The organism is Bacillus sp. FJAT-25509, from assembly GCF_001420605.1.
GTDB lineage: Bacteria > Bacillota > Bacilli > Bacillales > Bacillaceae_G > Gottfriedia.
In genome coordinates this window covers 23,227-36,422 of sequence record NZ_LJIZ01000002.1, presented here as the reverse complement: position 1 = coordinate 36,422, position 13,196 = coordinate 23,227, and the positions used below count along the sequence as shown (strand labels likewise).

At 32.6% G+C, this 13,196-nt stretch carries 13 protein-coding genes and 1 pseudogene; 11 read left to right on the top strand and 3 right to left on the bottom strand.

All coding sequences use genetic code 11. The features are described from left to right. Nucleotides 1-3: 3 nt before the first annotated feature. The 6 genes and pseudogenes from AN960_RS00135 to AN960_RS00110 all read left to right on the top strand — a co-directional run bounded on the left by AN960_RS00135 (nucleotide 4) and on the right by AN960_RS00110 (nucleotide 6,277). Nucleotides 4-1,581: a glycosyltransferase gene (locus AN960_RS00135; protein ID WP_056465284.1), complete on the top strand. Its 1,578-nt coding sequence runs from the start codon at nucleotides 4-6 to the stop codon at nucleotides 1,579-1,581. A gap of 242 nt (nucleotides 1,582-1,823) precedes the next feature. Then, nucleotides 1,824-3,110 carry a nucleotide sugar dehydrogenase gene (locus AN960_RS00130; protein WP_056465283.1) on the top strand — a complete coding sequence of 429 codons (1,287 nt, stop codon included), beginning with the start codon at nucleotides 1,824-1,826 and terminating at the stop codon, nucleotides 3,108-3,110. Continuing rightward, nucleotides 3,107-3,919 carry an ABC transporter permease gene (locus AN960_RS00125; protein WP_056465280.1) on the top strand — a complete coding sequence of 271 codons (813 nt, stop codon included), beginning with the start codon at nucleotides 3,107-3,109 and terminating at the stop codon, nucleotides 3,917-3,919. Before AN960_RS00130 ends, AN960_RS00125 begins: the two co-directional genes overlap by 4 nt. Before the next feature lie 12 nt (nucleotides 3,920-3,931). Next, nucleotides 3,932-4,696: pseudogene (gene tagH, locus AN960_RS00120) on the top strand (teichoic acids export ABC transporter ATP-binding subunit TagH); the annotation flags it as partial. A gap of 161 nt (nucleotides 4,697-4,857) precedes the next feature. Continuing rightward, the gene (gene galU / locus AN960_RS00115) at nucleotides 4,858-5,751 is read left to right on the top strand and encodes a UTP--glucose-1-phosphate uridylyltransferase GalU (protein ID WP_056465277.1); all 894 of its coding nucleotides are present in this window, start codon (nucleotides 4,858-4,860) and stop codon (nucleotides 5,749-5,751) included. 10 nt (nucleotides 5,752-5,761) lie between these two features. Next, nucleotides 5,762-6,277, top strand: a complete 516-nt coding sequence (locus AN960_RS00110) for a VanZ family protein (RefSeq protein ID WP_056465275.1) — start codon at nucleotides 5,762-5,764, stop codon at nucleotides 6,275-6,277. Nucleotides 6,278-6,363: 86 nt separating this feature from the next. On the opposite strand, the gene AN960_RS00105 is transcribed toward AN960_RS00110, so the two are convergent. Beyond that, entirely contained in the window at nucleotides 6,364-6,774 is a 411-nt protein-coding gene (locus AN960_RS00105) for a pyridoxamine 5'-phosphate oxidase family protein (RefSeq protein ID WP_056465273.1), read from the bottom strand. Between the two features lie 258 nt (nucleotides 6,775-7,032). On the opposite strand from AN960_RS00105, the gene cax reads away from it, so the two are divergent. From cax to AN960_RS00090, 3 genes are all read left to right on the top strand, one after another. Beyond that, a complete protein-coding gene (cax, locus tag AN960_RS00100) occupies nucleotides 7,033-8,091 on the top strand; it encodes a calcium/proton exchanger (RefSeq protein ID WP_056465271.1) in 1,059 nt (352 codons plus the stop codon). A gap of 25 nt (nucleotides 8,092-8,116) precedes the next feature. Next, the gene (locus AN960_RS00095) at nucleotides 8,117-8,719 is read left to right on the top strand and encodes a YczE/YyaS/YitT family protein (protein WP_286131512.1); all 603 of its coding nucleotides are present in this window, start codon (nucleotides 8,117-8,119) and stop codon (nucleotides 8,717-8,719) included. Nucleotides 8,720-8,815: 96 nt separating this feature from the next. After that, nucleotides 8,816-9,619 (top strand): YfkD famly protein, encoded by an 804-nt coding sequence (locus AN960_RS00090; protein WP_056465269.1) that lies wholly within the window; start codon nucleotides 8,816-8,818, stop codon nucleotides 9,617-9,619. 104 nt (nucleotides 9,620-9,723) lie between these two features. On the opposite strand, the gene yfkAB is transcribed toward AN960_RS00090, so the two are convergent. Further along, entirely contained in the window at nucleotides 9,724-10,851 is a 1,128-nt protein-coding gene (gene yfkAB / locus AN960_RS00085; RefSeq protein WP_056465268.1) for a radical SAM/CxCxxxxC motif protein YfkAB, read from the bottom strand. 199 nt (nucleotides 10,852-11,050) lie between these two features. Between yfkAB and AN960_RS24240 the strand changes: the two genes are divergently transcribed. Together AN960_RS24240 and AN960_RS00080 are read left to right on the top strand one after the other, a co-directional pair. Next, the gene (locus AN960_RS24240; RefSeq protein WP_088013361.1) at nucleotides 11,051-11,221 is read left to right on the top strand and encodes an SE1561 family protein; all 171 of its coding nucleotides are present in this window, start codon (nucleotides 11,051-11,053) and stop codon (nucleotides 11,219-11,221) included. A 191-nt stretch (nucleotides 11,222-11,412) separates the two neighbouring features. Continuing rightward, the gene (locus AN960_RS00080) at nucleotides 11,413-12,936 is read left to right on the top strand and encodes a fumarate hydratase (RefSeq protein WP_056465266.1); all 1,524 of its coding nucleotides are present in this window, start codon (nucleotides 11,413-11,415) and stop codon (nucleotides 12,934-12,936) included. Here the strand turns inward: AN960_RS00080 and AN960_RS24715 are convergent. Then, the coding region (locus tag AN960_RS24715; RefSeq protein ID WP_172795376.1) for a hypothetical protein at nucleotides 12,907-13,196 on the bottom strand (290 nt) is incomplete at its 5' end. The genes AN960_RS00080 and AN960_RS24715 overlap by 30 nt on opposite strands.

Genomic DNA, 13,196 nt, shown 5'->3' with positions numbered 1-13,196 from the left:
TTAATGACAGTTTACAGTCTAAGCGTAATCTTAATTAATTTTAATAACGAAATGTTTATTAAAGATACAATTGAATCAGTTCTAAATCAACGAATGAATAATTTAGAGTTGATTATAGTAGATGATGGTTCGACAGATGGTAGTTTAGAAATAAGTAGAAACTTTACTGAAAGACACCCTAATGTCAAACTCATTTCTCAAAAAAATAGCGGTCCTAGTGCCGCTAGAAATAAGGGGATTCAAGAAGCAACTGGAAAGTATATCACCTTTCTAGATAGTGATGACCTGACAATTAAAGGTGCTTATGAAAAATTACTGGAAATAGCAAATGAAAATGATGCAGATACAGCAATCGGAAATTTTATTTGTTTTAATGATTTAAAAAAGTGGCGCCTAGCATATATGGGGAAGGTTTTTGAGAAAAATCTACCTTCCATTAGACATGTAAGAAAAAATAGCGAACTACATTTTACACCTGCTGTTTGGAATAAACTTTATAAAAGAGAGTTTATTTTACAAAAAAATATTCAATTTGATGAATCATTAAGAATAGGCGAAGATTTACTCTTTACAGAGAAAAGCTTATTACTTTCGAATAAAACAGTAGTGAAAGATATTGATATGATTCAATATCGTGTAAATGATTTAGATAGTAGTTTAGTAAAAAAAGTAAGTCTAAGTTTTTTCGAACAATTATTAAAAACGCAAAACGAACTAAATAACCTTTATAATGAATTAGAGTTAATACAAGAGATAAAAACGATTGAAAATAGACAATTAAGATTCTTTTTTGACTCAATTTATCTTAAAGCTTCTAAATTAAGTAAGGAAGAACAATTTTCTTTATATAATATTTGTGTTGATTTTATTAACATAATTAATAATAAGGAGATCTTTACTAATTTAAAAAATCGGGATTTGTTATTACTTCAATTAATATTAGATGAAAACAAAGATGGCTTTTTGAAGTTTTTAAATGTATTAACAAACAGTGATGTTCCAAAAGACCAAATAAGAATGAATAGTGAGTATCATAAATACTTGATCGAGCATTTTCCAGATTATGCTGTTAATTTATCGAAAAATACTTTTCTTATCGGTCAAAACATCAAAAATATTAGTTTAGAAAAAGGGATCTTTACATTTGGTGGTTCCATTTATTACGCGAATATCCCATCAACAATTAAAAGTATGGAAATAGTTTTTACTAATAAAAAAAGTAATGAAAAAATCAACATTAAACTAGTAGATAATGCAACGAATGAACGTAAAGAAACGCATTCCAAACAATATAAATACGTTGATTTTAATACAGTAACGATTCCCATTCTATCGTATTTGTCATCAGGTGATTGGAAAGTCTCAATTAAGACGGAAGTAGAAGAATTATCCTATCAAACTGATCTTCAAATTTCTAAAAACGATAGAATTCACTTAAAATCGTCAATTATAGGTAAACAACAAATTACACCTGTTTATGTAAATCATGAGTTAACTTTATCTATTAAAGAAGTAAGTACTAGTGGTAGAATTAAATTTTTAGGCAATAAGCTTAAAAGTTTTACTAAAAGATTTGTATAAAGATATAAAATCTATTTAAATGATAGGGACCAAATAATTTGTATTAAAAATTTTATAAAAGTTTTGTTAAGTGGATATAAAATTGTAAAATTTATATTATATTTCGCATTTGGGTAATACTGAAAATATTAATTTATTGTATTATTATTGTTACGGTGTATATCTATTTTAGAAAATAATTATAAAATAGCATTAATGTAATTAATACAAATTAAGTGATTTTATTGAAAGAGGTAATCTAAATGAAAATTTGTACAATTGGTCTAGGATATATTGGTTTACCAACATCAGCAATGTTTGCGAAACATGGGGTAGAAGTAGTTGGTGTAGATATACATCAAAGTGTTGTAGATAAACTAAATGCAGGGGAAATTCATATTGAAGAACCTGGATTGGCAGAAGTAGTGAAAGATGTAGTGTCTAAAGGTTTATTTAAAGCTTCTTTAACACCTGAAGCTGCTGATGCATTTATTATCGCTGTACCAACACCAAATAATGATGATGAGCATAAATCTTGTGATTTAACTTACGTATTAAGTGCAGTTAAATCGACAATTCCTTATTTACAAAAAGGGAATGTATTGATTGTGGAATCAACAATTGCTCCACGTAGTATGGATGACTTTGTAAAACCATTAGTAGAAGCATCAGGTTTTACAGTTGGTGAAGATTTATTTTTAGTACATTGTCCAGAACGAGTATTACCTGGTCAAATTATGCACGAATTAATATATAATAACCGTATTGTTGGTGGAATTACACCTCAGTGTTCTGAAGCAGGGGCAAAAGTATATAGTACTTTCGTACAAGGTGAAATTATTCGTACTGATGCAAAAACAGCGGAAATGTCTAAGTTAATGGAAAACACATTCCGTGATGTTAACATCGCACTAGCAAATGAACTGACAAAAGTATGTAATACGCTTGATATCAATGTACTAGATGTAATTGAAATGGCAAATAAACACCCACGAGTTAATATACATTCACCTGGTCCAGGTGTTGGGGGGCATTGCTTAGCAGTAGACCCTTACTTTATTGTGGCAAAAGCACCTGATCTTGCTAAAATAATCAATCTTTCTCGTGAAACAAATTCATCTATGCCTAGCTATGTTGTTGAAAATGTTAAGAAAATTATTGGAAATGTTGATCATCCAAAAGTTGCTGCTTTTGGTGTAACGTATAAAGGTAATGTTGATGATATGCGTGAAAGTCCAGCAATGGATATCATTGAACTATTAAAAAATGAAGGCATTACTGTAGCAGCTCATGATCCACACGTTGCTAGTACAGAAACATTTACACTTCTATCTGCAGAAGATGCAGTAAAAGATGCTCATTTAATTTTAGTATTAACTGATCATAATGAATTCAAAAACATGAATTATGATGAATTAGCACCTTTCATGAAAAATCCAATCGTTTTTGATACTAGAAACTGTGTTAATCCTTCAAATAGTTCAAAAATGAATTTTGTAAACTATGGTAATATAAATAAAGTAATTAAAGAGAATGTGGTAAATCTATGAATAGTATAAAAACAGTTTTGCAAGAACAGATTAATAATCTATCACTCATATTCCGATTATCGTCATATGAGACGCGTAAAGAGTATGCTGATAGCCAACTTGGCGTTATCTGGGTTTTCTTAAACCCACTATTTCAAATTGCAGTATATTGGATAACTTTCGGTACAGGTATAAGAGGCGGTGCTCCAGTTAATGGTATTCCATTTCTAATTTGGATGCTTTGTGGACTTATTCCTTGGTTTTTTATTAGTAACTCAATCATGCAAGGATCAAGTTCTATTTTCAATCGTATTGGGACCGTTTCTAAAATGAATTTCCCATTAAGTATCATTCCTACTTATGTAGTACTTTCAAGATTTAATACCCATGTATTTATGATGGGAGTTCTATTTATTGGGGTTGTTGTAAGCCAAGGTTTTGATCAAATGAATATTTTTGCTTTGATTTATTTTATGATTGCAGGTTTAATATTCAATATTGTATTAGGGCTATTTACCTCTACACTTTCAACAATGATTAGGGATATTCATCTTTTTATTCAGTCCTTTACTAGAATGCTCTTGTATTTAACTCCTATTCTGTGGGAGCCATCTAGAGGTTCTGGTGCATCAAAAATTTTATTTTTTATAATGAAATTAAATCCTTTTTATTATATTGTAGAAGGTTATCGTGGAGCTCTTTTATATGGTCATTCTGATATTATTTTCTCAAAATATACAGTTTATTTTTGGGCAGTGTTAATAATCATCTTTACAATTGGCTCTATTTTCCATATCAAGTTTAGAAAGCAATTTGTTGATTTCCTATAGAAGGTGAACACAATGACAAAAAAAGTTATTTTTAAAAATGTTACAAAAAAGTTTAAAATGTATAGTAAGCCGACCGACAAGCTAAAGGATTTATTCTTTGGCGGTAAAGGTGGCGAATTCTTTCATGCCCTTAAAGATGTATCCTTCGAGGTTGAACAAGGTGAAATCGTAGGGATCATTGGATTAAATGGATCTGGTAAAAGTACCATGTCAAACTTAATTGCGGGTGTGACAATGCCAAATGAAGGTGAAGTCGAAGTAAATGGTGTTGCTTCACTAATTGCGATTCAAGCTGGTTTAGATAATCGACTAACTGGTTTAGAAAATATTAGACTTAAAGGTTTAATGATGGGTCTAACGGTAAAACAAATTGAAAAAATTACGCCTGACATTATTGAGTTTGCTGAAATTGGTAAGTTTATTAACCAACCAGTTAAATCATATTCAAGCGGTATGAGATCAAGATTAGGATTCGCAATTTCCGTAAATATTGATCCAGACATTATGGTAATTGACGAAGCATTATCTGTTGGTGACCCAACATTTACAAAACGTTGCTTAGATAAAATGAATGATTTTAAAGAACAAGGAAAAACAATCTTCTTTATTAGTCACTCATTAGGTCAAGTAAGAGATTTTTGTACAAAAGGATTATGGATTCATTACGGAAAAGTGGTAGAGTATGGAGACATTAGTCCTGTATGCGATAACTATCAAAAGTTCCTTACTGAGTACAATAAATTATCTACTGAAGAACGTACAAAAGATCGTGAAAAAAATATGCATTATAATTAATTAAATAGTTTATGGGATACCTAAGTTTGAAAAGCTTAGGTTTCCTTGCATTATATATGTGAAATACTTTATTATTCACTTGAGTGATGATTAAAGGCTTAAACTTGATTAATATAGACTATAAAAAATATTAGGTGATTATTGTGGAAAATAATAACAAAGTAAAAAAAGTACGTAAAGCCATTATCCCAGCAGCGGGATTAGGTACTCGTTTCTTACCGGCTACAAAAGCAATGCCAAAAGAAATGTTACCAATCGTAGACAAACCGACAATTCAATATATTATTGAAGAAGCAATTGAAGCTGGTATTGAAGACATTATTATCGTAACTGGTAAAGGTAAACGTGCAATCGAGGACCATTTTGATATTTCATTCGAATTAGAACAAAATCTATTAGAAAAAAAGAAATTTGACATACTTGAAAGAGTACAAGAGTCTTCAAAAGTAGAGATTCATTATATTAGACAAAAAGAGCCAAGAGGATTAGGACATGCTGTATGGTGCGCTCGTAAATTTATTGGAGATGAGCCATTTGCTGTACTACTTGGTGATGATATTATTCAAGCTGAAGTACCAGGTGTTGAACAATTAATTCAGCAGTACGAGTTAACTCATTCATCAGTAATCGGTGTGCAAGAAGTTCCTGAAGATGAAGCGTATCGTTATGGTATTGTTGACCCGGTTGAGAAAGATGGACGACTTTATCAAGTGCGCAATTTTGTTGAAAAACCAGCAAAAGGAACTCAACCATCAAACTTAGCAATTATGGGCCGTTATTTATTAACTCCTGAAATTTTTGAATTCCTAGAAGAACAAGAAATTGGAGCTGGTGGAGAAATCCAATTAACAGACGCAATTCAAAAGCTGAATAAAATTCAACGAGTATTTGCATACGACTTTGAAGGTAAGCGCTATGATGTTGGTGAAAAATTAGGATTTATTACAACATCGATCGACTTTGCACTCCAACGTGATGATTTAAGAGATGACTTATTAGACTACTTAAAACAAAAAATTAATGAATTAGACCAATAGATCAATTAGAATGAAAAATTCTAGTCCTTTTAAAACATTTATTAAATATTGGATACCTGTAATCCTTATAGCGGGTATTATCTTTTATTCATCGGCAACACCATATGAAAAACAAGATATAAGACCAGAAATAAATCATTTTACATTTTTATATGATCTAATGAAACATTTCACCTTTGTCCACTTTAACTACGCTGGACATGAAGTAAGTATAAAAGAACTTGGAGTAGCAGGATTTACAGAATTCTTTATTCGTAAACTATCCCATTTCTCAATCTATCTCTTACTTTGCTTTTTTGCTACAAGATTAGCAAAGCTTTATGTGAACAAAGCCTTTTTAGTAGGCGAAATTTTTTCAATCATTTATGCAGCTTCTGATGAATTTCACCAATCATTCACTGCAAATCGAACTCCGTTAGTTCAAGACGTAGTAATTGATTCAATTGGTGCTCTAGTAGGGGCATGTTTATTTCTATTAATAAATAAGAAACTTAAAGCAAAAGTTCAAAAATCCATTCGAGTTTAATCGAATGGATTTTTTTTTGTATGAAATAATTTTTTGAAGTACAACAAAAAATCTTATCTAAATTCAATTAGATAAGATTTCGTTTTTCACAGCTTTATAAAAGTAGGTTCTGTACCTGCTTTCTCTACATACCCGATTTTAACTGGATTCATTTGAATCAATACATAGTTAGGATCTTCGGGACCTTCAAGCCATCTAGACAATTCTTCTGTCCATACTTTCTCTTCAGGACTTGCATTTTCAATCACTTCAGCTCTTGCAAACATCTCAACAAAGTTATCGTCTAATCGGTCACCATCATGGCCAAGAAGTATATGTACATTTGGATTATTTTTTATATCTTCTACTTTTTGTGAATTCTTATTTGTAGCGATATAAGGCGTTAAGCCTTTAAAGAAAAATACCATATAACAACTATGCGGAAAGTCTTCACGAATGGTTGTAAATAGACCTAATTGTTTCGCTTTAAGTACTTTCATAATATTTTGTTGAATCATTTTTTTAACTCCCTCCTAGTTCAGAAGAAGGGAAGGTAGAAATTTATTCTACCAACCGAATCTCCAACATAAGTAATTCTATTTCTCGAGGTTATAATCCTCCTGAGCAATATAGGTGAAAAGGAAACTTTTATCCAAGTGATCGAAATCATTTAGCCAACAACACTTTAAGTGTTTGTTAATTGTTTTGCATTTAAACCTATTTTTTTAAGTCTTTTGCATATGATATTTATAAGGATATTTATTTAGGAGGTTTTTATGGCTCATCGTTTATTTTTTATTGTTACATTTATCGGTGTACCATTATCGGTAATCGGCAGCTTGATGCATTGGAGCGAGATTTTATTATTTATCATTTTCTGTTTAACGATTATTGCATTAGCTGGCATTATGGGAAGAGCTACTGAAAGTTTAGCGATTGCAGCTGGCCCAAGAATTGGGGGACTTTTAAATGCGACATTCGGGAATGCGGTAGAGTTAATTATCGCGATTTTTGCATTACAAAATGGTTTATCGGAAGTAGTTTTAGCATCATTAACTGGTTCTGTAATAGGAAACTTACTTTTAGTAGGTGGACTATCCTTTTTTATTGGTGGATTAAAATATAAACGCCAAAGCTTCAATGTTTACGATGCGAGACATAATTCAGGATTGTTGATCTTTGCGGTCGTACTAGCCTTTGTTATTCCTGAAATTTTTTCAGTTAAAATGACTGCAAATGATAAGATGACACTTAGTGTAGGCGTTTCGATTGTTTTAATGGTTTTATACTTAGCAGCACTTTACTTTAAATTAGTTACACATCGAGGGGTTTACGTAGCTAAAAATCAAGAGATCGTAGAAGAGCATGAAGAAGCTGAGTGGGGAACAGGGAAAGCCATGATTGTTTTAGCGTTAGCTACTGTAGCGGTTGGATATGTTTCAGAGAAGCTAGTTCACACGTTTACAACAGTCGGAGATAAGTTCGGATGGACTGAATTATTTATCGGTATCATCGTTGTTGCAATCGTTGGTAACGCGGCTGAGCATGCATCTGCAATTGTAATGGCATATAAAAATAAAGTAGGGGTTTCAGTAGAAATTGCTGTTGGTTCATCATTACAAATTGCTATGTTCGTAGCACCGGTATTAGTGATTTGTTCATTGTTTATAGGGGAAAGAATGCCATTAATATTTTCTATGCCTGAATTAATTTCCATGATCACTTCCGTATTTTTAACAATTGCCATTATGAATGATGGAGATACAAACTGGTTTGAAGGGTTAACATTATTAGCAGCTTATTTCATTATGGGGATTGGGTTCTATTTATTATAAAAACGAAAGTTGAAGGTGGTAATACTTGAAAATAATAATAAGAGTTCTATTTTATTTAATTGGATTACTATTTTTAACTTTAGGAATCAGTTTAGCGATTAAAGCTGGCCTAGGAGCTAGTGCATGGGATGCATTAGCAGTTGGAGAGTCGAAAACCTTTGGCTTATCTGTTGGAAATTGGATTATCATAAACTCATCCGTACTATTGTTTGTAAATGCTTTTTTGCAAAAGAAAAGACCGGATTGGCTTGCAGCGATTACGTTTATTTTAATTGGACGATTTCTAGATTTTTGGCTAACTGTAGAGTCGGAGCATTTATTTGATTCAAATATGGTCACTAGATATATCCAATTAGTACTAGCCATTTTAAGTATGACAATTGGTATTGCGATTTATTTGCAAGCAAAGTTTCCTTTAAGTCCAATAGACGATTTAATGATCTCGCTCAATAAGCGGTTCGGCGTAAGTTTAGGAGTCGCAAAAACGATTGGTGAAGTGTTTGCTTTAATATTGGCATTTCTACTACAAGGTCCAATTGGAATCGGAACCGTCTTAATTACATTCAGTATTGGCCCTATTTTGCAGAAGTTAAGAGGTCCAATTGAGAAACTATATAGTAAGCTTTAGTTCATAGCAAAATTTTCATTTTAAGGAATACATATATTTACATAAAATGTTCATGCTAAGAGTAATAATTTCCTTATTTGTGAAAGGGGCATGAATATGTCTAAATGGTTTAAGCCATTCGTTCTTATTACTATAGCTATTTTAATTATTTCTTTAAATAATGGACAAACAACTTTTGCAGCTAATTCAGATATTAAAGTCCCACGTTCGGCTGCAAATGTGACAAAAGAGAATACTTACCCTAATCCAACTCAGGACCTTCCAGAACTTCAACCAGGGGGATTAGCTAAGCAGTTGTTAAATTCATCAAATGTCAAAATTGAGAATCCAAATCTCATTCGTATGTTTAATGAATCCTATGTCAGTAAAGCGCCATTTGCAATAGGCTATAATGCGAAAATTTTCTTAGGGGTTTGGCCTTTAAATTACGAGTCAAATGAGACAACAATTAATTGGCAATATAAAAAAATTAATACAAACTTTCTAGATAATAGAGGGGAAAGAGCGTACAAACGAATAAAATACTACCAAAATTCTCAACAGATTGTTAAAGGTGGCTTAACTGCTAAAGTAAGAAATTCGGATGACGTGATTAATTTAATGATGCATGATGCATCAGAAAAAACAACTCTTCCACTAGCATTCCAAACAGTAGTTGGAGCTGGAACTAAAAACGAAAGAGTATATAATGTTCCTCCAAAGCAACTCGGCTATTTATATGCTTATGCTCCTGCAGTTAATGAAAAAGGGAAAGTTACATTTGGAGAAGTGTACTTAATCTTAAAAGGGAATAAAAGAACTCTACAAGTTAAAAATGTAGTATCACAAGGTGTAGGTGCATGGATTCCTGTTCAGGATTATGTTTCATTTGGTTATTTTGCTTCTCCACACCCTAGATAATAGAGAAATCCACAAGGTAGATCACTTTCCTTGTGGTTTTTTGTGTTTGAAAAAAAGTACATAAAAAAACATGCCATCAATATGACATGTTCTTTTTTAGGGATTTAATTTCCTTTTAAAATCTTAGTACTTCTATTCGAAAAATCAGTTTCAGGATAATAGCTGTTTTTTACAAGAATATTAGGTCCTAAGCATTTAACTGCTGGGCAATGACAGCTAAGTTCTTTTGCTGTTTTTGATAATGTCCAAGTATCATATGCTTCTTGTAATGTATGGGTTTGAATATTTCCAAGATGAGGTACATCACCAAAGTCAGTAACGATGATGCTACCATCAAATACATTTACATTTAAGCGAGAACGACCATCAGGGTCATTTCGTAATGTTACATTTTTACTATTATATAATCTCTGAATGATGTCTAAATCGTTTTGATCATCGCTACATGGATAAAATGGTAGAGTACCAAATAGCATCCAAATATTTTCATCACGTACATCAAGTAAAGTTGAAATTGCTTCGCGAAGCTCTGGTTTTGTCAGGACTTCTAATGTACTAGCGAAATCGCTGGCATACATAGGGTGAATTTCGTGTCTATGACATTTCATTTCTTCTATGATTTGACGATGGATTTTTTCTAAGTATGGAAGAGTACGTTTGTTTAACATTGTTTCAGCGGATACCATAACTCCAGCATCAGCAAGGCGTCGGCTGTTTTCAATCATGTTTTCGAATAATTTCGCACGCTGCGCATATGTCGGCTTACGATCCATCATCGCAAATCCTGCTTCTACAAATTCATCAACAGTTCCCCAGTTATGAGAGATATGTAGCACGTCTAAATAAGGAATTATTTTTTCGTATCTTTCAAAATCTAATGTCAGATTTGAATTAATTTGCGTACGAACTCCACGTTCATGTGCATATTTCAATAAAGGCACAACATAACCGTTCAACATTTTATTTGAAAGCATCGGTTCTCCACCAGTGATACTAATACAACGTAGCTTTTCAATTTCTTCTAAGCGGTTTAATACTAGCTCAATAGGTAGTGGATTTGGATCCTTTGGCTGTAAAGTATATCCGACTGCACAATGCTCACAGCGCATATTACAAATCGTTGTAGTCGTAAACTCTACATTTGTAAGTATGTTCTTACCATACTCTTCAACATCTAAATATGCTTCCCAAGGATCATATGTAGGTGTTATTTGTTGTAATAATTTTTTCATGTGATTACTCCTTTAGATACAATAACTGCATCCATAAGTATTAGACTAAATTAATTTTCCTCAACTATTATAAGAAAGAAAGTTAAGCGTTGTATAGAAATAAATTCCTAAAATATAAAAAAATGTCGAAAGTTTACGATATATAGGAGAAGAAGGGTATAATATAAACTATAATTGTATTAGAAAGGACGATCATTTCATGTCAAACACAGTTGAACAATTATCTTATATTAAAGAACGTTTTAATTCAGTAATGGAAACAATCGAATCATTAGAAGCTGAAGAAGTGAGCTTAGAAGAACTAGATCAATTATTATCAGTTTTAGATGACTTAGAAAGTAAATGTCGTGAAGTAAATCGCCCAGATTGAGTCCATTATAATGGGCTTTTTTTATTGGAACGAGAACATAGTTTAATTGTGATCAAAAGAAGTAGCTAAATATTTGCCCAAATCAGAAACTAATTCTGAAGGGCTTTTTTTATTCCGTTTATTAAAAATTGTATTATAATGAAGAGGGGAACATTCAGTATTTTTATAAAGGGTTTTAAGGGGGAGCATGAATGCAACACATACAGGAAAGTATTTATCAATTAATTGTCGAAACATCAACAAATTTACCAAAAGACGTACGTAAAGCAATCAGACAAGCTAAAGCAAGTGAAACTGCGGGTACAAGAAGTGCCATCGCATTGGAAACGATTACAAACAATATAATGATGGCAGAAGGTGATGTTTCACCGATTTGCCAAGATACTGGTATGCCAACTTTTAAAGTGAAAACACCAGTTGGGGTAAACCAACTTGTGATAAAAGAAGCAATTTATGCTGCAATTGAACAAGCTACAAAAGATGGTAAGCTTCGTTCTAACTCTGTAGATTCTTTATTTGGTAAAAACAGCGGAAATAACTTAGGACCAGGTACTCCTGTTGTTAAATTTGAACAACACGAGGGTGACTATATCGATATTCGCTTAATCTTAAAAGGTGGCGGATGTGAAAATAAAAACATCCAATACAGCTTACCATGCGAACTTGAAGGACTTGGAAAAGCAGGTCGTGATTTAGATGGTATCCGTAAATGTATTTTACACAGCGTATACCAAGCACAAGGACAAGGCTGTAGCGCAGGTTTCATCGGAGTTGGTATTGGTGGAGACCGTACTAGCGGTTATGAGCTTGCAAAGGATCAATTATTCCGTTTATCTGATGATGAAAATTCAATTCCAGAGCTTAAAGCAATGGAAGATTACATTTTGGAAAATGCTAACAAGCTAGGCGTAGGAACAATGGGCTTTGGTGGAGAAACAACGCTACTTGGCTGTAAAATCGGTGTGATGAACCGTCTACCTGCGAGCTTCTTCGTATCAGTAGCGTATAACTGCTGGGCATTCCGCCGTTTAGGAATGAAAATCAATCCTGAAACTGGTGATATTTCAGAATGGTTATATAAGGAAGGCGAAGAAATTAGCTTTACAAATGAAACTGATGAAACAACTGAAGCACCTCGCGAAGTGAAATTAGTAGCTCCAATTACAGAAGAACAAATTCGTGATTTAAAAGTTGGAGATGTAGTTTCAATTAGTGGCATGATGTACACAGGACGCGACGCAATCCACCATCATTTAAAAGACCACGATTGTCCAGTAGATTTAAATGGACAAATTATTTACCACTGTGGACCTGTAGTATTAAAAGACGAAGAAGGCAAATATCACATTAAAGCAGCTGGTCCAACTACAAGTATTCGTGAGGAGCCATACCAAGGCGATATCATGAAAAAATTCGGCATTCGCGCTGTTATCGGTAAAGGCGGAATGGGTGCTAAAACATTAAAAGCTCTAGAAGAGCACGGCGGCGTTTATTTAAATGCAATCGGTGGAGCAGCACAATACTACTCACAATGTATTAAAGAAGTAAAAGACGTAAACTACCTAGAGTTTGGTATTCCTGAAGCTATGTGGCACTTACAAGTTGAAGACTTCAAAGCAGTTGTAACAATGGATTCTCATGGTAATTCGCTGCATAAAGATGTAGATAAGAGTTCACTTGAGAAATTAGCTACTATGGCTGAGAAGGTGTTTTAATAATTGAGTTTTTAGGGCAATGTCATTTTTTTTGGCATTGCTTTTTTTGTGTGTAGGGACTGCAAATAAAGTGAGGAGAGCTGCAAATAAAAATGTGATAAGTGCAAATAAACGTTTTAATTCTGCAAATAAGAATAGAACTGCAAATAAAAATACGAAAACTGCAATTAAAAATAGCATAATAGCAATTAAAAATACGAAAACAGCAAATAAAAATGGCATATCTGCAAATAAAAATGTAATAAGAGCAAATAAACGTT

Bases quoted from the DNA above. Each gene is read 5' to 3' on its own strand.
- AN960_RS00135 (WP_056465284.1), top strand. From the start codon at position 4: ATGACAGTTTACAGTCTAAGCGTAATCTTAATTAATTTTAATAACGAA.
- AN960_RS00130 (WP_056465283.1), top strand. From the start codon at position 1,824: ATGAAAATTTGTACAATTGGTCTAGGATATATTGGTTTACCAACATCA.
- AN960_RS00125 (WP_056465280.1), top strand. From the start codon at position 3,107: ATGAATAGTATAAAAACAGTTTTGCAAGAACAGATTAATAATCTATCA.
- AN960_RS00110 (WP_056465275.1), top strand. From the start codon at position 5,762: ATGAAAAATTCTAGTCCTTTTAAAACATTTATTAAATATTGGATACCT.
- AN960_RS00105 (WP_056465273.1), bottom strand. From the start codon at position 6,774: ATGATTCAACAAAATATTATGAAAGTACTTAAAGCGAAACAATTAGGT.
- cax (WP_056465271.1), top strand. From the start codon at position 7,033: ATGGCTCATCGTTTATTTTTTATTGTTACATTTATCGGTGTACCATTA.
- AN960_RS00090 (WP_056465269.1), top strand. From the start codon at position 8,816: ATGTCTAAATGGTTTAAGCCATTCGTTCTTATTACTATAGCTATTTTA.
- yfkAB (WP_056465268.1), bottom strand. From the start codon at position 10,851: ATGAAAAAATTATTACAACAAATAACACCTACATATGATCCTTGGGAA.
- AN960_RS24240 (WP_088013361.1), top strand. From the start codon at position 11,051: ATGTCAAACACAGTTGAACAATTATCTTATATTAAAGAACGTTTTAAT.
- AN960_RS00080 (WP_056465266.1), top strand. From the start codon at position 11,413: ATGCAACACATACAGGAAAGTATTTATCAATTAATTGTCGAAACATCA.